Genomic DNA, 19,067 nt, shown 5'->3' with positions numbered 1-19,067 from the left:
CTCCTCAGCCTCCTTGGACGGCGGTGATGATCTCGATCTTGTCGTCGGCCCGCAGTGGGGTGGCCGCCCAGTCCGAGCGGGGGACGACGATCTGGTTGACGGCGACGGCGATGCCGCTGTCGCTGTACGTGCCGTCGGGCTTGGTCATGGTGCGCAGCACGACGTCGCCCAGCGTCGCGCCGGAGTCGAACGCGACGACGTCGCCGTTGACCGTCACCACCGTGGTCATGTGGGTCCTCCCGTCACAGTCGCGGAGAACCGGCGCGGGTCCGCGGCCGCGGCCCACTCCGGCACCGTTCCCGCACCGTACCGAGCGGCGAGCGCCGACGCGGTGAGCGGCGCGAGCAGGATGCCGTTGCGGTAGTGGCCGGTGGCCAGCAGCAGGCCCGGAATGCCGGAATCGCCGATCAGCGGCAGATTGTCCGGGCTGCCCGGACGGGCCCGCGCGGTGAGCTCGGTCAGCGGCAGCTCGTCGATGCCGGGGACCAGCGCCCGCGCGTCGCGCAGGATGCCGAACGCCCCGCCGGCGGTGACCCGCCGGTCGTCGGGCTGCTCCTCGCTGGTGGCGCCGACGACGACCTCGCCGCCGGGCCGCGGCACCAGGTAGACCGGCCGCGCCTGCACGAAGCCGCGGACCACCCGGCCGAGGGTGAAACCGGGCTGCCCTGACGCGTCCAGCCGCAGCACCTGCCCCTTGACCGGCCGGGTGGGCACGCCGGCGAGGCCGGGCAACGCGCGGGCCAGCTCGCGGCTGGCCCAGCCGGCCGCCAGCACCACCGAGCCGGCGCGGTGCCGGGTGCCGTGATCGTCGATCACGCCGTCGACACCGCCCGACGGGGTCAGGCTCAGCTCCGCGACTCGCCGGTGGACGACGGCCACGGCCATGTCGGCGAGCACGGACAGCAGCGCCGCGTGCACCCGGCGCGGGTCGACCTGGTGCTCGTCGGGCGTCCACGTGGCACCGGCGATCCGCGGCCCGAGCAGCGGCTCCAGCTCGCGGGCGTCGTCGATCGTGACCTCCTCGATCGGCAGCCCGAGCCGGCGGCGCAGCGACAGCAGCCGGCGCAGCTGCTGCCGGTCGCCGGAGTCGTAGGCGACGGTGAGGGTGCCGGTGCGGCGGAACGCGAGATCCACGCCCGAGGCGTCGGCCAGCTCGGCGGCGAAGTCCGGCCACGCCCGCGCCGAGGCGACGTTCAAGGCGGTGAGGTGGTCCTCGCCGAACTCCGCCTCGGTGACGTCGGCCAGCATGCCCGCGGCCGCGAACGTCGCACCGTCGCCGGGGGCGGGGTCGAAGCACGCGACCGTGCGGCCGAGCTGCGACAGCCGCCAGGCCACGGCGGCGCCGATGATGCCGCAGCCGGCCACGGCCACGTCCACGCTCACGTCAGGGCTCCCTCCGCTGGCATGACCCAGTTCAGGTGATGACGGTCGGCCCGCTGGCCCTCTCAGCCCTGCCGCCAGGGCTCCCGCGCACTCCCCACCGTACTCCTCGGGCATCCGGGGCTCGTGGCAGACTCCGGCTGTGACCACGGCACCCGAAGCGACGAGGGCGGCGCGGTGGCGCCGGCGGCTGGCCGGCGCCCGGCTCTACCTGTGCACCGACGCCCGGCGCGACCAGGGCGACCTGGAGCGGTTCCTGCACGCCGCGCTGTCCGGGGGCGTCGACATCGTCCAGCTGCGCGACAAGACGCTCGACGCCCGCGCCGAGCTGGAGCTGCAGCCCCTGGTGGCGAAGGTGGCCGCGGAGTACGACGCGTTGGTCGCCGTCAACGACCGCGCCGACCTCGCGGAGCTGGCGGGATCGGCCATCCTGCACACCGGCCAGGAGGACCTGCCGGTCGCGGCGAGCCGGCGGCTGCTCGGCCCGCACGTGCTGCTCGGGCGGTCGACGCACTCCGTGGAGCAGGCCGCTGCGGCCGAGGCCGACCCCGATGTGGACTACTTCTGCGTCGGACCGGTCTGGCCGACGCCTACCAAGCAGGGCCGGCCGGCGGTCGGCGTCGACACCGTCCGTGCCGTCGCCGAGTCTGCGCCGGTCACGCCGTGGTTCGCCATCGGCGGCATCGACGAGCGCACCGTCGCCGAGGTGGCCGACGCGGGCGCCCGCCGGGTGGTGGTCGTCCGGGCCATCACCGCCGCGGACGACCCGGAGGCCGCCGCCCGGCGGCTACGGGCGGCGCTCGGCAGTTGATCGGTCAGCCGGCCCGCAGGTCGGCGTACTCGGGATGCCGGTCGAGGTAGCCGGCCACGAACGGACACTGCGGGACGACCTTCAGGCCGCCTTCACGGGCGTCGTCGAGCAGGGCCCGGGCCAGTGCGCCGCCGACCCCCTTGCCCTCCGCGGCCTCTTCGACCACGGTGTGCAGCGCCACGACCTCGTCGTCGCGGCGGGTGTAGACGAGTTCGCCGACCCGGATTCCGTCCAGGTAGGCGGCGTAGCTGCGGGCGGTCCTGGTGATCTCGATGCTCACGCGCAGTCGCCTCCAGGGGTGCTGGATCGATGCCACAGATGGTGCTTGATCGTTTCTACCGGTGCCGGTGACCCTTCGTACCGATCTCCCGATGCGCAGTGATCACCAGTTTGCAACCGTAACGCACCGACCGGCCGCGGCGGACCGGCTCGGTTCGCCAAACCGGACCGGAGGCTGCGACGATGCACGAATGCGCCTCGATCACCTCTCGTACGCCGCGGGACCGGACGGACTCGACGCCACCGCCGAGCGGCTGGCCGGGGAGCTCGGAGTCGAGCTCGTCGACGGAGGGGTCCATCCGCGGTTCGGTACCCGCAACCGGGTGCTCCCGCTGGCCGGCGGCCACTATCTCGAGGTCGTGGCGGCGCTGGACCACCCCGCGGCCGACAAGGTGCCGTTCGGGCAGGCGGTCAAGGCCCGCTCCGCGGCCGGCGGCGGCTGGCTCGGCTGGGTGGTCGCCGTCGACGACCTCGCCCCCATCGAGGAGCGGCTGGGACGGCCCGCCGTCGACGGCCATCGGGTCCGGCCCGACGGCTTCGACCTGGTGTGGAAGCAGATCGGCGTCATGGGCCTGATGAACGACCCGCAGCTGCCGTTCTTCGTCCACTGGGAGTCCGACCCCGCCGAGCACCCGTCCAAGGGCGGCCACGACGTCGAGCTGCTCAGCATCGACATCGCCGGCGACCCTCACTTCGTCACGGCCTGGCTGGGCGAGCCCGAGGACCACCCGCTCGACGACGTCGACGTGCGCTGGCTGCCGCCGAACGGCGGGCCGGGCGTCCGCTCCGTGCGGTTCCGAACCGCCAACGGCGAGGTCGCGCTCTGAGCCACAATGACCGCATGGTCACCATCACGGTCGCCGGGACCGCCCGGCGCTTCCTGCCCGCCGAACGCGGCACGGTCTACCTTCGGGCCACCCGCGAGGCGCGCCGGTCCGCCGACGTCGTGCCGGTGGTCGCCGACCTCCACGCCCGGCTGTCCGCCGACGCCGAGCGGCACGTCACAGCGGGCGCGGCCACCCGGTGGTGGGCCGACCACCTGTACGTGTCCACCGTCCAGCGGTATCGGCGCGACTCCGACGTCAGCGAGACCTTCCAGGTGGCGGCGGCGGGCATCTCGGTGCGGTTCTCCGACTTCGGCGCGCTGTCGGCATGGGTCACCGACGTGGGCAGCGTCGACGGCGTGGTCGTCGACGGCGTCGAGTGGGAGCTGACCCGGGCGCACCGTACCGCGGTCGAACGCGAGGTGCGGGCCGAGGCCGTGCGCGACGCCCAGGAGCGGGCCGACGCGTACGCCGCCGAGCTCGGCTACGCGACGGCCACCGCCACCGCGCTGTACGAACCAGGGCTGCGACCGCACACGCAGCCAGGGTTCGAAGGTACCCGTGCCTACCGCGTCGTCCCCTTGGCGGCCGACAGCGCCGGTGGTGCCGTGGTCTCGATGCGTCCTGAGCAGATCGAGATCACGGCCACCGTCACCGTCGACTACCTCGCCTCGGGGTCGGCTACGCGTCGCGCTTCTTGAACAGGTACCAGGCGACGGCCAGGATGATCGCCACGAACGCCGCGAACACCCCGCCGGACGCCCAGCGGTCCAGGTAGTCGAACTCCGGCCCGCCGTTGGCCTCGTACGGGCCGGTGGCCAGCAGCCGGGCACCGGCCGAGAACGGCAGGAACTTCAGCGCCGGCTGCAGCCAGTCCAGCGCCGGCACCAGCGAGAGCCCGGAGATCAGGCCCTCGACCAGCAGCGGCGTCACCAGCAGGACGACGATCGCGCTGGGCACGCCGCGGAAGAGCTGGGCCAGCGCGAGCCCGCAGATGGCGTACAGGATGACCAGCACGAAGTAGCCGGGGATGACCTCGTCGAGCGGGTTGCCGAACGACGGCAGCTCGCCCCAGAAGATGAGCCCGATGACCAGGTTGATCGCCAGAGACAACGCGACCACCACCACCGAGCACAGGCTCACCATGATGATCTTCGCCAGCAGCAGCCGAGACCGCTGCGGGATGGCCGTCAGCGTCGGCTGGATGGTGCCGTGCCGGTACTCGTGGCCCGTGGAGAAGATGCCGATGATCGCCATGAACACCGGGATGAACGTGGCGAACTCGGCGCCGCCGGTCAGCACCTGCGCCGCGATGTCGGCGTCGAGCGGGTCGTTGCGGGTGGCGTAGGCGATGATGAACGCCACGCCGGCCGTGACGAGCAGGCCGATCCCGAGCAGCCAGTAGGTCGAGCGCAGGGTGCGCAGCCGCACCCACTCGAAGCGCAGCGCGCTGCTCATGCCGCACCTCCAGGGGTCGAGTCGCCGGGTTGCGACGGTGGGACGGGCGGCGCGGCGGGCGGTCCCGCCTGGGGCGTCACCGGCGCGGGCATCTCTGCGGCCGGCGGCCCCAGGATCTCGTGCGCCCGATACTCCTCCGACTCGCCGGTCGCGGTCATGAAGGCCGTCTCCAACGAGGCGGTCTGCGTCGCCAGCTCGTGCAGCATGATGCCGTTCTGGAAGGCCAGCTCGCCGATGGCCGGCGCGTCGAGGCCGGACACCTCGATGCTGCGGTCGGCGCCCGGGCCGACGATCTCCACGCCGTCGCGGTTCAGCACCTGGACCAGCCGGTCGACGTCGGGGCTCTGGACCCGGACCGTCGACTGGGTGAACCGCCGGACGAAGCCGGCGACGTCGCCGTTGTAGATCATCGTCCCGCGGCCGATGACCACCAGCTGGTCGGCCATCAGCGACATCTCCGACAGCAGGTGGCTGGAGACGAAGATCGTGCGACCCTCGCGGGCCAGCGACTTCAGCACGTCGCGCAGCCAGTGGATGCCGTGCGGGTCCAGGCCGTTGGCCGGCTCGTCGAGAATGAGCGTCTGCGGGTCGCCGAGCAGCGCCTGGGCCAGGCCGAGGCGCTGAGCCATGCCGAGCGAGTAGCTCTTCGGCTTCTTGTTCTTCACCTCGGACAGCCCCACGAACTCCAGCACCTCGTCGGCGCGGGAGAACGGGATGCCGCTGCCCGCGGCCAGCATGCGCAGGTGATTGCGGGCGGTGCGGGTCGGGTGGAACGCCTTCGACTCCAGCACGGCGCCGATCTCGCGCATCGGGTGCTTGATCGTGCCGAACTTGCGCCCGTCGAACAGCGTCTCGCCTCCACCGTTGTCGAGGTCGAGCATCAGCCGCATGGTCGTGGACTTGCCGGCGCCGTTGGGTCCGAGGAAGCCGGTCACCATGCCCGGACGCACCTCGAACGACAGATGGTCGACGGCGACTTTCGCGCCGTATCTCTTGTAGAGCCCTTGGGCGGTGATCATGCCTCTCCCGGGTGGTCGGTCGCCTGCGAACCTATCGGGTCTCGGCCCCGGACCAGCTCATTCGCGGTACCGAACGTGCGTGTCCCACTTCAGGAGGAGGGGCAAGCCCGGCGAACCAGGATGATCAGCTGACGATCTCCGTGGACGACGATGATCATCGGCGATCGCCTACATCACGAGGATTACGTGAGCTTCACCATGGCTGTAGGGGTGTTGACGCTGGGGTAATCCTCGTGATGGCCCCCGAATCACGGCTAAATCTCACCAGGTGGACGCTCCACGACACCCACGCCACACGCAAACGCGGCGAACGCACGCGGCTAAGACAATCGGGCAGCAGGGGGACGGCCCAGTGCGCAGGGGGACGGCCCAGCGCGCACGGGGACGGGGCTCAACGCCACAGCTGATCAGGCGGCGCGGAGAGCCTGGCGGGCCAGCTGACCGGCCTGGGCGCCGTACGAGCCGCCGAACAGCACCGCGTGGACCAGCACAGGGTGCAGCTGGTGCAGCGGCAGCCGCTCGCGCCAGCCCGGCGCCAGCGGCCAGGCCTCGTCGTAGGCGGCGAGGACGCGGTCGAGGTGGGGCAGGCCGAACAGCGTGAGCATGGCGAGGTCGGTCTCGCGGTGGCCGCCGTGCGCGGCGGGGTCGACGAGGTAGGCGCCGGTCTCGGTCCAGAGTACGTTGCCGGCCCAGAGGTCGCCGTGGATCAGCGCGGGCGGCTCGGGCGGTCCGGCCAGCCGGGGCAGCTCGGCGATGACCTTCTCGACGTCGGCGACGGTGCGCTTGTCGACGGCGCCGGCCTTGCGGGCCGCGCGCAAATACGGCTCGATGCGTCCGTAGGCCCACAGCTCCGGCCAGTGCTCCCACGGGCCGGGGGGAAGGTCGAGGCTGCCGATCCAGCCGGGGCCGTCGGCCGACCCGAACACGTCGGCGCCGTGCCGGTGGGTGGCGGCGAGGGCGCGGCCGAACCGCTCGGCCGCCGCCGGCGAGGGGACACCCGTCGTGACCCATTCGAGGACCAGGCAGCGGTCGTCGTGCGCGAGCACCTGCGGGACCGGGACGCCGTCGCGAGCGGCCGCGAGCCGGCCCAGGCCGGTCGCCTCGGCCCGGAAGAACCCGTCCGGCGCGCCGGCCCGGGTCTTGACGAAGACGGTGCGGCCGTCGCCGAGCCGGGCCCGGCGCGCCTCGCAGATGGAGCCGCCGCCGACCGGGGTGAGCGATTCGACGGCGGTACCCAGCAAGGCGTGCAGGTGCTCACTGTCGACTGGGCTCACCACCCGGCACGTCCAGCTCGATCTCCTCGCGCACGGCCGCGACGAAGCCGTCGGCGGCCCGCTCGATCATCAGCAGCACCTGTTCGAACGACGCGTCGTCGCCGTAGTAGGGGTCGGGCACGTCGGTGTCGTCGCCCGCCACGGCCTCGGCGTCGTAGCTGCGCAGCAGCTGGACCTTGGCGCGGGCGTCGTCGTCGGGGGCCAGCGCGCTGAGGTCGGCGAAGTTCTCGCGGTCGAGGGCCAGCACCAGGTCGACCTCGGCGAACCAGTCGCGCAGGAACTGCCGCGCGCGGTGGCTGCTGCCGTCGTAGCCGTGGTCGAGCAGTGTGGTGAGGGCGCGTGGGTCGGCCTGCTGGCCGGCGTGCCAGCCGCCGGTGCCCGCGGAGTCGACGGTGACGAGGTCGCCGAGGCCGGCCTCCTCGAGGCGCCGGCGCAGCACGAACTCGGCGATGGGGGACCGGCAGATGTTCCCGGCGCAGACGACGCAGACGCGGTAGGGGGTGCTCGGGTCGGTCACGGCCGCGCGCCTCAGCGGCGCTGGCGCGCGAGCTCCCCGACGGCCAACGCGAGCTCGGTGGCCAGATCGAAGGACCGCTCGTGGTTGGGGTTGCTGCGCATCCACAGGCAGATGGTCTGCACGACGGCGCCGGACCACGCGGGGTCGCGGCGCAGCGCGTGGCGGACCGAGACCGGGCGCGGCGCGAAGGACGTGACGTCGAACCACTGGCCGTCGGCGAAGGCGAGCATGGGGTTGCCGTTCGGATCGTCGTAGACGACCTCGTAGACCATGGAGCCCACCAGCGCGTGCCGGTTGGTGTCGGGTTCGGGATACCCCGGCGGCGTGGTGACCGCGAGAGGTACCGGCCGCGACGGAGACGTGCCGCGCTCCGGGTGCCGGGCGCGCTGATGGCCCGAAGGAGGCTGCTCGGTCAGAACCGAACCGACGGGGCCGTAGCCGATCGTCATATGTTCACCATGCCCACACTGAGTTCAGGGCACAACGAACCCCCGTGGCGCCGCGGGAAACGGCGCCTATCCGTCGTGCAGAGGATGCTAGGCCAAAGGTACGTCAAACATCGGCCCAGCGGAAGAAGGGTCGTGTCGAGGTGGCTTCAAAGGCCCATGGTGCGACGACGGACGGATGACCGGCACTACACCGTTCGTCAGTTCGGCAGCAACAGATTCAGGATCCAGCTGACGAACGAGACCACCAACGCGCCCAGCACGGCCTCCCAGAAGAACCCTTCGACGTGGAAGGGCACGTCCAGCGCGTCGGCGATCCACGAGGTCAGCCAGAACATCAGCGCGTTGACGATCAGCGTGAACAGGCCCAGCGTCAAGATCAGCAGCGGCAGCGACAACAACTGGACCACTGGTTTGATGAGTGCGTTGACGAGGCCGAAGATCAGCGCCACGACAAGCAAGGTCAGAACCTCGCTTGACGTGCTGTCAGAGCTGATGGTCACGCCGTCGACGATCCGGGTCGCCACCCAGAGGGCGAAACCGTTGACGAGCAGGCGGATGATGAAGGACGTCACGGCTGCCGAGCGTACACATCCGGAGCCCTCCGCGGGAGCGACTAGTGTGCCGACATGAGCGGTTCCCAGGTGCGCATTCGCAAGGCTCTCGACGGTCTCCCGTCCTACAAGCCCGGCCGCCCGGCCGCGCCGGTGGCCGGTGCGGAGCAGGCGTTCAAGATCTCCTCGAACGAGAATCCCTACCCGCCGCTGCCCGGCGTGCTCGAGGCCGTCACCGCGACCGCGGGGTCGATGAACCGCTATCCGGACATGTTCGCCACCGGCCTGGTCGCGGCGCTGGCCGACCGCTTCGACGTGCCGCCCGAGCACGTGGCCACCGGCACCGGCAGCGTCGGCGTGCTGCAGCAGATCGTCCAGGCCACCGCCGCCGAGGGCGACGAGGTGGTCTACGCCTGGCGGTCGTTCGAGGCATACCCCATCGTGGTGGGCATCTCCGGCGCGTCGGCCGTGCAGGTGCCGCTGGCGCCCGGCGCGCGGCACGATCTGCCGGCCATGGCCGACGCCATCACCGACCGCACCCGCCTCGTGCTCGTCTGTACGCCGAACAACCCGACCGGCACCGTCGTGTGGCGCGACGAGCTGGAGGCGTTCCTGCGCCGGGTGCCCGAGGACGTCCTCGTGGTCGTCGACGAGGCGTACCGCGAGTTCGTCCGCGACCCCGAGGCCGCCGACGGCCTCGACTTCTACCGCCGGCACCGCAACGTGTGCGTGCTGCGCACGTTCTCGAAGGCGTACGGACTGGCCGGGCTGCGGGTCGGCTTCGCCATCGCGCACGACGAGGTGGCCGACGCCCTGCGCAAGACCGCGGTGCCCTTCGGGGTCTCCGGCATCGCCCAGCGGGCCGCCGTCGAGTCGCTGGCCCGCGAGGCCGAGCTGCTCGAGCGGGTCGAGGCGCTGGTGGGCGAACGGGCCCGGGTGCACGATGCGTTGGCGGCCCAGGGATGGGAGATTCCTCACACCGAGGCGAACTTCGTGTGGCTCGCGCTGGGTGAGCAGACCCTCGACTTCGCACGCTTCTGCGAGGACGCGGGGCTGGTCGTGCGGCCCTTCGCCGGCGAGGGCTGCAGGGTCACGATCGCCGAGCCGGAGGCCAATGACAGGCTCATTCGACTGGCTGGTGAATGGCGGGCACGCTAACGCCCGCCATGGTGCGCGATTCCCCGCTTGCTGGGGAAACAAAGGCACGGACGGCGTCCTGCGTTCGGGGGGCGAGACGCCGGACGCCGTCCGTGCGGTCTATGACTCCTGCGTCAGCAGCAGAATTCTCCAGGGCTACCGGTCGGTGCGAACGCGGCGACCGCAGGTGATGACACCGTGAACATGAGCGCGAACGATGCGACAACCGCGATCACGACTCGCTTGGCACGCCCCATCTAGATCGAACTCCCAAAGTCGGCATATGGACTGGCAAAATGTGACTGACTGTAGTCCAATACTGTCATGACAGAAGACCAGCCAGCAACAGTGGACGAGGCGCCGCTCCCGACGCCCGTCGGGCAGCGTATCCGGTCCCGCCGGTTGGAGCTCGGCCTGTCCCAGGCCGAGATCGCAGAGGGCATGCTGTCCCCCAGCTACGTCTCGCTCGTCGAGAGCGGCCGCCGGCAGCCGGCCGCGTCCGCGCTCGCGCACATCGCCGAGCGCCTGCGCATCGACGTCGAGTACCTGCGCGACGGTGTGGACGCCTCGGTGCGCACCAAGGCCCGGCTCGCGCTGGGCCGCGCCGAGATGGCGCTGCGCGAGGGCCGCGCCGACGAGGCGTACGAGCAGTTCACGCAGCTGGTCGGCGACCCCGGTCTCAACGACGAGCAGAGCCGCGCCGCCCGCCTCGGCCGCGCGCTGGCCCGCGAGCGCACCGGCGACCTCGAGGACGCCATCGCGATCCTCAGCGAGCTGGCCGACGAGGCCCGGCAGACGCCGGCGGTCCAGTCGTGGCTGGACGTCGCCATCGCGCTGACCCGGTGCTACGACCGCGCCGGCGACTTCGACATGGCCATCCAGATCGGCGAGGAGGCCCGTCGCGCGGCCTTCGACCTCGGGCTGGAGAGCACCGACGAGTACATCCGCCTGGGCTGCACCGTCCTCGGCGCCTACTCCGGCCGCGGCGACCTGGTCCGGTCCAAGGCGCTCGCCGCCGAGCTGGTCGCGGCCGCGGACAAGATCGGCACGCCGCAGACGCGCGGCGCCGCCTACTGGAACGCCTCGCTGATCGCCGAGTCGCGTGGTGAGCTGGCGCTCGCGCTCAACCTGGTCGACCGCGCGCTGGCGATGTTCGGCGAGGGCGACGACGTCCGCAACCTGGCCCGCCTCCGGGTGGCGCACGCCGGACTGCTGCTGCACGGCAGCGAGCCGCAGGCCGAGCGGTCGCTCGAGATCCTCGACGGCGTCGAGGAGAACATCAAGCGCTACGGCAGCTCCACCGACATCGCGAACTTCTACAGCCGCCGGGCGCAGACGCTGCTGCAGCTGGGCCGGCTCGACGACGCCCGCGAGTCCGTCGAGGCGTCGCTGCGCGAGCTCGGCGACCAGCCGCGGGTCGGCGGTGCGATCGCCCGGCTCACGCTGGCGCGCATCCTGCGGGCGCAGGGTGCGGTCGACGAGAGCATCCGCGAGGCCGCGCTGGCGGCGTCCATGCTCGAGTCGATGGGCGCGTCCCGGGTCGCCGCGGCGGCCTGGCGAGAGCTGGCCGACCTCTACCGCGATCTCGGCCGCGTCGACGACGCCATGAACGCCTACGACAGCGCGCTGCGCTCGGTGCGGGTCGTCCCCTACGCCGGCGCCAGCCTGGTCGAGGACGAGCAGCCCGGCTCCGGAGTCAGCGAGCTGGCCGGCAAGGCCTGACCTCATCAGCACGTCGTGAAGGCGTGAACGGCAACGTCGCCGTTCACGCCTTCGCCATGTCCGGGCCCGGTTTCCGCCACCGCGCGCCGAGGCGGCACGACTGGCGGTTGATCTTGGAGTCAACCGGCCCGGCCGTACGCGATGACTTCATGATCGATCAGGCAGTCATCCGGCCAGGGCCTCGTCGGGCGCGAGGTCGGCCGGCTTCTCGGTGCGCTCCTTCTTCCGGCCCGTGCGTTCGCCGTTGACCACCAGCACGACACCGCCCACGACCAGCGCGCCACCGATCAGCACGATCGAGGTCACCGGCTCGGAGAGGATCGCCCAGCCGAGAACGACCGCAACCACCGGGTTCACGTAGGCATACGTCCCGATCAACGAGAGCGGCGCGTTCGCCAGCAGGTACCCGTACGCCGTGTAGCCCAGCAGCGAGCCCAGCACCACCAGGTACGCCAGCGCCAGCCAGCCCTTCGCCGGCACCTCGGCCACGTGCAGGTCGCCGAACTCGCCGGTCGCCGCCGAGACGACCATCAGCATGACGCTGCCGGCCAGCATCTCGTACGCCGAGGCCACCAGCGCGTCGCGCGGCAGCCCGAGCCGCGGCGAGAAGTACGACCCGAACGCCCACGAGACGGTGCCGAACAGCAGGACGCCGATGCCCCACGCCTCGACGCCCTCGATGCCGCCGCGAGGCAGGCTGATGACGGCGACACCGCCCAGGCCGATCAGGACGCCGATCCACGTCAGCACGGGCGGCCGTTCCCCGCCGGCCACCTGGAGGAGCACGAACCAGAGGGAGATCGCGCCGACGATCAGCGCCGCCAGTCCGCTCGGCACCGTCTGCTCGGCGACGGCGACCATCGCGTTGCCGAGCACGAGCAGCAACAGGCCCATGGTGGCCGCCCCGCGCAGCTCGCGCCGGCTGACGCGGATCCGTGCGCGGCCGTGCCGCAGCCACAGGTAGGCCAGCATCAGGCCGCCCGCGAACAGGAAGCGCAGGCCCATGCCGAGGAACGGCGGGATGTCGGCCTCGACCACCACCCGGATGCCGAGGTACGTCGAGCCCCAGACGACGTAGACGACGATCAGCGCGGCCCAGATCATCGCCGGCCGCGCAGGCGCGTGGGTCACGAGTGTCTCCCTCTGTGAGTGCTGACGGCGACCATTGTGGCGGATCGCCGGCCAGCAGCGACAGCGACTTTCGGCCATGTCGCTGCGATATCGCGACAGCGTCGTCGCGGCATATGTCCCGGTGTGCGCGACCGAGGGGCGAGACACTAGATGTAGGTGACTTGCATCTTTGTAACTACCAGATAGTGTGGCTCTTGCAGCTGGTTCCACCGGTCATCCAGAGCGGTGGAGGCAACAGGGAACCCGGTGTGAGTCCGGGACTGCCCCGCAGCGGTGAACGGGAACGACCGCCGTCAACGAAGCACTGGGCCTTCCGTGAGAGGGCCTGGGAAGCGACGGCCAGTAGGTGGAACGCCACCAGCCAGGTGGCGCCTCCGCGCCCGTGAGTCCGAAGACCTGCCAGCGCACCGCACGCCCCATGCGCGCGGTGGTCCGCGGCTCCCGAGGGAGGGGCCAGGGGACGATACGGCGACGTACTCACGCAGCGGAACGGCACCTGCCGTCCGGTGCCGGCGACGCATCTCTCCTGCCCCCACTCCGGTGCCGCGGGCCGAGCCAGCCGAGCTCGCGAGGAGAGAGCATGAGCGTCAACGTCGTCAAGCGCGACGGGTCGGTGGAGCCCTACGACGGCTACAAGATCGCCCGGGCCATCGAGGCCGCCAGCGTGGGCCTGGACAACCAGGTCGCCCGGGTCACCCAGCTGCAGTCCGAACTCGAGATCACCCTGTTCGACGGCATCACCAGCGAGCAACTCGACGAGGCCGTCATCCAGGTGGCCCTGCAGAACGTCCGCGACGACCCGGCGTTCGACACCGTCGCGGCGCGGGTGCTGCTGAAGACGGTGTACAAGCGGGTCCTGGGTGACTTCGAGAGCCCGGACCAGCTGACCGAGCTGCATCGGTGGCGGTTCCCCGGCTACGTGGCGGAGGGCGTGGCCGCGGGGCTGCTCGACGAGCGGCTCGCGACCCACTTCGACCTCGACCGGCTGGCGCTGGCGCTGGACCCGTCGCGCGACGACCTGCTGCGCTACATCGGCGCGGTCACCATGAGCAACCGGTACATGATCAACGACCGCGACGGTCACCGGCTGGAGGTCCCGCAGTTCTTCTGGATGCGCGTCGCGATGGGACTGTCGCTGAACGAGGCCGACCCCACCGCCGCCGCGGTCCAGTTCTACGACAAGATGTCCCGGCTGGACTACCTGGCCGCCGGATCCACGCTGGTCAACGCCGGCACGGCGTACTCGCAGCTGTCCAACTGCTTCGTCATGGAGATGCACGACGACATCGAGCACATCGCCAAGAGCGTGCGCGACGTCATGTGGCTGACCAAGGGGACCGGCGGCATCGGGTTGTCGGTGACGAAGCTGCGCGCCGAGGGCTCGCCCATCCGCAGCAACAACACCGTCTCGACCGGCCCGATCCCGTTCATGCACACCATCGACTCGACGCTGCGGGCGGTCTCGCGGGGCGGCAAGAAGTTCGGCGCCCTGGCCTTCTACATCGAGAACTGGCACCTCGACTTCCCGCAGTTCCTCGACCTCAAGCAGAACGCCGGCGACCCGTACCGGCGGGTCCGGACGGCGAACACGGCGGTGTGGATCTCCGACGAGTTCATGACCCGCGTCGCCAACGACGACGACTGGTACCTGTTCGACCCGCTCGACGTCCCGGACCTGCCGGAGCTGTACGGCGCCGCGTTCAGCCGGCGGTACGCCGAGTACGTCGCCGCTGCCGAGGCCGGTGAGCTGCGGACGTTCACCAGGATGAAGGCGCGCGAGCAGTTCCGGGCGATCCTGGTGGCCCTGCAGACCACGTCGCACCCCTGGCTGACGTGGAAGGACACCATCAACAACCGGGCGCTGAACGACAACACCGGCACCATTCATCTGTCCAACCTGTGCACCGAGATCACGCTGCCGCAGGACCGCGACAACATCGCCGTCTGCAACCTGGCGTCGATCAACCTGTCCGCGCACCTGACCGACGGCCGCATCGAGTGGGACCGGCTGCGCGAGAGCGTCCGGCTCGCGGTCCGCCAGCTCGACAACCTCATCGACATCACCATCTCGTCGGTGCCGGAGTCCGAGCGGTCCAACGAGCTCAACCGCGCCGTCGGCCTCGGCGTCATGGGCTTCACCGACGTCGTCGAGCGGCTGGGCTGGTCGTACGAGAGCGAGCAGGCCTACGACCTCATCGACCGGCTGATGGAGTTCATCAGCTACCACGCCATCGACCAGAGCGCCGACCTCGCCCGGGAGCGGGGCGCCTACCCGAACTTCGACGGCTCGGGCTGGAGCCGCGGACTGGTCCCGATCGACACCGTCGACCGCGCCGAGCGCGACCGCGGCGTGCCGATCACCGTCTCGCGGGCCAGCCGCCTCGACTGGGACGTGCTGCGCGACAAGGTCCGCGGCGGCATGCGCAACGCCACGCTGATGGCCATCGCCCCGACGGCGTCGATCGGCCTGGTCGCGGGCACCACGCCGGGCCTGGACCCGCAGTTCTCCCAGCTGTTCAGCCGGGCTACCAGCTCCGGCAAGTTCCTCGAGGTCAACCGCAATCTGGTGGCCGACCTCAAAGCGCGGGGCCTGTGGGAGGAGGTGCGGGAGGACCTGCTGCGCGCGCAGGGCGACGTGTCTGCGCTGGACGCCGTGCCCGCCGGCCTCAAGGCCATCTACAAGACCTCGTTCCAGCTCTCGCCGTACGCGTTCATCGAGGTCGCGGCCCGGGCGCAGAAGTGGATCGACCAGGCGATCAGCCGCAACATGTACCTCGAGACGCGCGACATCGACGACATGGTCGACATCTACTCCGCGGCGTGGTCGAAAGGCGTCAAGACCACCTACTACCTGCACGTCAAGCCGCGGCACACCGCCGAGCAGAGCACCGTCCGCGTCAACAAGGCCGAGTCGTTGGCCGGCTCGGGGGTCTCGGCGGCCGGCCCGCGGCGCGGCTTCGGCGCGGCCCGGGCGGCGGCCGTGCAGCCCGCGCCCGAGCTGACCGTCGTCGACGCCGGCGAGGAGGCGATCGCCTGCCCCGTCGATCCCCAGGAACGGCTGCAGTGCGAGTCGTGCCAGTGACCGGAGAGGAGCGAACGTCGATGGGCATTCTCGGCACCGGCATCCAGGAGGGCCTGCTGCTCAAGCCGGTCCGCTACCCCTGGGCCTACGAGCTGTACAACCAGGCCGTCGCGAACACCTGGTTCCCGCACGAGGTGCAGCTCGGCGAGGACATGGCCGACTTCCGGAGGATGTCCGAGGAGGAGCGGCACGCGCTGACCTTCCTCATGAGCTACTTCAACCCGAACGAGCTGCTGGTGAACAAGGCACTGGCGTTCGGCGTGTACCCGTACCTGAGCGCGGCCGAGGCGCACCTGTACCTCGCCAAGCAGATGTGGGAGGAGGCCAACCACGTCATGGCCTTCGAATACGTCCTCGAGACGTTCCCCATCGACCGCGAGCAGGCCTACGCCGCGCACGTCACCGTCCCGTCGATGGTGGCGAAGGAGGAGTTCGAGGTCCGCTACATCAAGCGGATGACCGAGCAGACGCTGGACGTCACCACCGTCGAGGGCAAGCAGGACTTCGTCCGCAACCTGGTCGCCTACAACATCGTGCTCGAGGGCATCTGGTTCTACAGCGGGTTCATGGTGGCGCTGAGCTTCCGGCAGCGGAACCTGCTGCGCAACTTCGCGTCGCTGATCGACTGGATCGTGCGCGACGAGAGCCTGCACCTGAAGTTCGGCATCAACCTCGTCCTCACGGTGCTGGACGAGAACCCGGAGCTGCAGACGCCGGAGTTCGCCGCCGAGATCGAGCAGATGATCATCGACGGCGTCGCGATGGAGGAGCAGTACAACCGCGACCTGTTGCCGACGGGGATCCTGGGTATGAACGCCGACTACATCAACCAGTACGTGAAGTACCTGGCCGACCGGCGGTTGGAGGAGCTCGGTCTCGAGCCGCACTATCGTGTGGCCAATCCCGCGAAGTGGATGGCGACGGCGAACGACACCCTGCAACTGGTGAACTTCTTCGAGTCCATCAACACCAGCTACGAGGTCGACGCCCGAGCCAGCGGAGGATAGGACGCATGTACGTACGGGTGCGCCGGCGCCGTCCGGATCGGCTGGACGGGCCGGCGCCTCGGCTGCCCGGGGCCGGGCTCGGCCTGCTGGGTCCGGCCTTCGTCGCGGCCGTGGCCTACGTCGACCCCGGCAACGTCGCGACCAACCTGTCGGCCGGCGCCGGTTACGGGTACCTCCTGGTGTGGGTGCTGGTCCTGGCCACGGCGATGGCCGGGCTGGTGCAGTACCTGTCCGCGAAGCTGGGCGTGGTCACCGGCACGTCGCTGCCGGAGGTACTGCGCGACCGGCTGCCGCGCGGCGGCCGGCTCGCGTACTGGGTGCAGGCCGAGGTCGTCGCGATGGCCACCGACATCGCCGAGGTGGTCGGCGGTGCCATCGCGCTGAACCTGCTGTTCGGCCTGCCGCTGTGGCTCGGCGGCATCATCACCGGCGTCGCGTCGATGGCCCTGCTGACCGTGCAGAACGGCCGCGGGCAGCGGGCCTTCGAGCGGGTCGTCACGACGGCGCTGCTGGTCATCGCGATCGGATTCGTGGCCGGGCTGTTCGTCCAGCCGCCGTCGCCGTCGGGCATCGCCGACGGGCTGGTACCGCGGTTCGACGGGACGCAGACCGTGCTGCTGGCGGCCGGCATGTTCGGCGCGACGGTCATGCCGCACGTCGTCTACCTGCACTCGGCGCTGGCCCGCGACCGCTTCGGCGTCACCCCGGAGCCCGGACTGGTCGGCCGGCTGCTGAGCGCCACCCGGGCCGACGTCGGCGTCGCGATGCTGGTGGCCGGCAGCGTGAACATCGCGCTGCTGCTGGTCGCGGCCGCGTCGCTGCGCGGCGTCGACGGCACCGACACCATCGCCGGGGCGCACGCCGCCGTCGAGTCCGGGCTGGGGACGGCCATCGGCGCGCTGTTCGCCGTCGGCCTGCTGGTGTCCGGCCTGGCGTCGACGTCGGTCGGCTGTTACGCCGGCGCGGTGATCATGGAGGGGCTGCTGCTGCGTCGCATCCCGCTGCTGGTCCGGCGGCTGGTGACGCTGGTGCCGGCCGTGCTGATCCTGACGACGGGCGCCGAGCCGACGTGGCTGCTGGTGCTCTCGCAGGTGGTGCTGTCGTTCGGCATCCCGTTCGCGATCATCCCGCTGGTCGCCGTCACGGCGAAGTCGTCGGTCATGGGCCGGTGGGCCAACTCGCGGCTGACCACGACGCTGGCCGTGCTGGTCAGCGTCGTGGTCGTCAGCCTCAACGTCGCGCTGCTGACGTTGACCGTCATGGGGTGAGCTGCGCCTCCAGGTCGGCGACGCGCTCCTTCGAGCGGCGCAGCTCGTTCTGGACCGCCTCGTAGAGCCCGGTCGCGCTCTCCATCGGCGTACGCCGCGAGACGGTGTACGGGTCGGTCTTCACCTGCTCGGTCACGGTCTTCACCCAGCGTTCCGGGACGGCGTCGATGCCGCGCAGCGCCGCGGACCAGCCGCCGGCGATGTAGGCCCGGCAGTCGGTGTCGCGGCCCAGGTTGACCGCCTGGACGATGGAGTCCTCGACGTGCCCGCCGGTGATCTGGAAGATCGCCGCGCCGCCGGACAGGATCTCGACCGCGTCCGACATCCAGTGACCGAGGTACTTGTCCTGGAACTTCGGCCGCAGCTCCCGCCAGTCGGCGGCGTCGCTCGCCCACTGCAGCGCCGTCTCGACCTCGCGACGGGGCACCCGGCTCAGTTGCTCCAGCGCCACCCCGAGGACGGAGTCGACGGTGGCCGACGGTTTCAGCGCCTCCGCGGTGCCGGCCGCGACCGCCGCCGCGACCTCGAGCGAATAGTTGTCGCGCGGGCCGCGGACGTCCTTGATGCGACCGACGTCGAGGGCGTCGCGGGCCGCCTGGCGGGGGTCGCAGGCGTTCACCGTCCCGATCGCGATCATCATCTTGGACGTGCCGATCATGCCCGGGAAGGTGGCGTAACGGCCGGTCTCCCACGGCCACACGCCGGCCTTGAGCGCGTAGTAGATGACCTGGTCCTGCGGGCCGAGCAGATAGCCGAACCGCGCCGGGTCGATGTCGCGCAGCCAGATGCGCGCGACGTCCTCGACCGTGACCCGGCCGCCCTTCTCGATGATGGCGGTGACCGCCAGGCGGTGCCGTTCGTGCCCGTCCTCGCTCTGGCCCGGGGGACGGTCGTGCGGGTACCAGACGAAGTCGTGCCCCCACTCCTGCGGCATGCGCGCCGGGCCGTTCTCGTCGGCGCTGATGCCCATGACCGGGCGGCTGCCCCACTTGTTCGGCTGCGGCAGCAGCTCGGTGACCAGCCCGTACCGCTCCTCGATCTCGAACCAGGCCAGGCCCTCCAGGACGTCCCCCATGGAGTTGGCGATGGTCGTGGCGGCCTCGACTCCGTAGATCTTCTCGAACAACGTCGCCATTGATGTCCTCCGGATCAGGTCGG

At 71.0% G+C, this 19,067-nt stretch carries 19 protein-coding genes and 2 riboswitches; of the genes, 8 read left to right on the top strand and 11 right to left on the bottom strand.

Annotated elements, in window-relative coordinates; translation table 11 throughout:
* Positions 1-4 precede the first annotated feature (4 nt).
* Together thiS and thiO are read right to left on the bottom strand one after the other, a co-directional pair.
* Positions 5-229, bottom strand: a complete 225-nt coding sequence (thiS, locus tag DY240_RS06385) for a sulfur carrier protein ThiS (protein WP_119659114.1) — start codon at positions 227-229, stop codon at positions 5-7.
* A complete protein-coding gene (gene thiO / locus DY240_RS06380; RefSeq protein WP_119659113.1) occupies positions 226-1,383 on the bottom strand; it encodes a glycine oxidase ThiO in 1,158 nt (385 codons plus the stop codon). The genes thiS and thiO overlap by 4 nt, the downstream gene beginning before the upstream one ends.
* A riboswitch (TPP riboswitch) is annotated at positions 1,375-1,480 on the bottom strand. It overlaps the preceding gene by 9 nt.
* Before the next feature lie 42 nt (positions 1,481-1,522).
* On the opposite strand from thiO, the gene thiE reads away from it, so the two are divergent.
* Complete coding sequence (thiE, locus tag DY240_RS06375) at positions 1,523-2,191, top strand: thiamine phosphate synthase (RefSeq protein WP_119659112.1); 669 nt, start codon at positions 1,523-1,525, stop codon at positions 2,189-2,191.
* Between the two features lie 4 nt (positions 2,192-2,195).
* Here the strand turns inward: thiE and DY240_RS06370 are convergent, their stop codons facing one another.
* Positions 2,196-2,471: a GNAT family N-acetyltransferase gene (locus DY240_RS06370; protein ID WP_199700938.1), complete on the bottom strand. Its 276-nt coding sequence runs from the start codon at positions 2,469-2,471 to the stop codon at positions 2,196-2,198.
* A gap of 190 nt (positions 2,472-2,661) precedes the next feature.
* Between DY240_RS06370 and DY240_RS06365 the strand changes: the two genes are divergently transcribed.
* Positions 2,662-3,297, top strand: a complete 636-nt coding sequence (locus tag DY240_RS06365) for a VOC family protein (protein WP_119659111.1) — start codon at positions 2,662-2,664, stop codon at positions 3,295-3,297.
* 14 nt (positions 3,298-3,311) lie between these two features.
* A complete protein-coding gene (locus DY240_RS06360; protein ID WP_119659110.1) occupies positions 3,312-3,995 on the top strand; it encodes an SIMPL domain-containing protein in 684 nt (227 codons plus the stop codon).
* Here DY240_RS06360 and DY240_RS06355 read toward each other — a convergent pair.
* From DY240_RS06355 to DY240_RS06330, 6 genes are all read right to left on the bottom strand, one after another.
* Entirely contained in the window at positions 3,976-4,752 is a 777-nt protein-coding gene (locus DY240_RS06355) for an ABC transporter permease (RefSeq protein ID WP_119659109.1), read from the bottom strand. The two genes, DY240_RS06360 and DY240_RS06355, sit on opposite strands and share 20 nt — an antisense overlap.
* Positions 4,749-5,771, bottom strand: a complete 1,023-nt coding sequence (locus DY240_RS06350) for an ATP-binding cassette domain-containing protein (protein ID WP_119659108.1) — start codon at positions 5,769-5,771, stop codon at positions 4,749-4,751. The genes DY240_RS06355 and DY240_RS06350 overlap by 4 nt, the downstream gene beginning before the upstream one ends.
* 407 nt (positions 5,772-6,178) lie before the next feature.
* Positions 6,179-7,045, bottom strand: a complete 867-nt coding sequence (locus DY240_RS06345) for a fructosamine kinase family protein (RefSeq protein ID WP_199700931.1) — start codon at positions 7,043-7,045, stop codon at positions 6,179-6,181.
* On the bottom strand, positions 7,026-7,562 hold the full coding sequence (locus DY240_RS06340) for a low molecular weight protein-tyrosine-phosphatase (RefSeq protein WP_119659107.1): 537 nt from the start codon (positions 7,560-7,562) through the stop codon (positions 7,026-7,028). The genes DY240_RS06345 and DY240_RS06340 overlap by 20 nt, the downstream gene beginning before the upstream one ends.
* An 11-nt stretch (positions 7,563-7,573) precedes the next feature.
* The gene (locus DY240_RS06335) at positions 7,574-8,011 is read right to left on the bottom strand and encodes a hypothetical protein (protein ID WP_119659106.1); all 438 of its coding nucleotides are present in this window, start codon (positions 8,009-8,011) and stop codon (positions 7,574-7,576) included.
* Between the two features lie 197 nt (positions 8,012-8,208).
* The gene (locus tag DY240_RS06330; RefSeq protein WP_119659105.1) at positions 8,209-8,583 is read right to left on the bottom strand and encodes a phage holin family protein; all 375 of its coding nucleotides are present in this window, start codon (positions 8,581-8,583) and stop codon (positions 8,209-8,211) included.
* 54 nt (positions 8,584-8,637) lie between these two features.
* Here DY240_RS06330 and hisC point away from each other — a divergent pair, with 54 nt between their 5' ends.
* Positions 8,638-9,720, top strand: coding sequence for a histidinol-phosphate transaminase (hisC, locus tag DY240_RS06325; RefSeq protein WP_119659104.1), 1,083 nt, complete (start codon positions 8,638-8,640; stop codon positions 9,718-9,720).
* A 303-nt stretch (positions 9,721-10,023) separates the two neighbouring features.
* A complete protein-coding gene (locus tag DY240_RS06320; protein WP_119659103.1) occupies positions 10,024-11,421 on the top strand; it encodes a tetratricopeptide repeat protein in 1,398 nt (465 codons plus the stop codon).
* Positions 11,422-11,586: 165 nt separating this feature from the next.
* On the opposite strand, the gene DY240_RS06315 is transcribed toward DY240_RS06320, so the two are convergent.
* Positions 11,587-12,552 (bottom strand): EamA family transporter, encoded by a 966-nt coding sequence (locus DY240_RS06315; RefSeq protein ID WP_199700929.1) that lies wholly within the window; start codon positions 12,550-12,552, stop codon positions 11,587-11,589.
* A gap of 184 nt (positions 12,553-12,736) precedes the next feature.
* Positions 12,737-12,970, top strand: a riboswitch (cobalamin riboswitch).
* Positions 12,971-13,132: 162 nt separating this feature from the next.
* On the opposite strand from DY240_RS06315, the gene DY240_RS06310 reads away from it, so the two are divergent.
* From DY240_RS06310 to DY240_RS06300, 3 genes are read left to right on the top strand one after another with little or no spacing between them, the layout of a single operon-like run.
* Entirely contained in the window at positions 13,133-15,634 is a 2,502-nt protein-coding gene (locus tag DY240_RS06310) for a ribonucleoside-diphosphate reductase subunit alpha (protein ID WP_119659101.1), read from the top strand.
* A gap of 20 nt (positions 15,635-15,654) precedes the next feature.
* Entirely contained in the window at positions 15,655-16,641 is a 987-nt protein-coding gene (locus DY240_RS06305) for a ribonucleotide-diphosphate reductase subunit beta (RefSeq protein WP_119659100.1), read from the top strand.
* Positions 16,642-16,646: 5 nt separating this feature from the next.
* Positions 16,647-17,909 (top strand): Nramp family divalent metal transporter, encoded by a 1,263-nt coding sequence (locus DY240_RS06300; RefSeq protein ID WP_119659099.1) that lies wholly within the window; start codon positions 16,647-16,649, stop codon positions 17,907-17,909.
* Here DY240_RS06300 and DY240_RS06295 read toward each other — a convergent pair.
* Positions 17,899-19,044: an ADP-ribosylglycohydrolase family protein gene (locus DY240_RS06295; RefSeq protein ID WP_158602759.1), complete on the bottom strand. Its 1,146-nt coding sequence runs from the start codon at positions 19,042-19,044 to the stop codon at positions 17,899-17,901. The genes DY240_RS06300 and DY240_RS06295 overlap by 11 nt on opposite strands.
* Between the last annotated feature and the right edge of the window lie 23 nt (positions 19,045-19,067).

Source organism: Jiangella rhizosphaerae (assembly GCF_003579925.1).
GTDB lineage: Bacteria > Actinomycetota > Actinomycetes > Jiangellales > Jiangellaceae > Jiangella > Jiangella rhizosphaerae.
The sequence above is the reverse complement of the archived record's forward strand: the minus strand, read 5'-3'. Positions and strand labels throughout refer to the sequence as shown.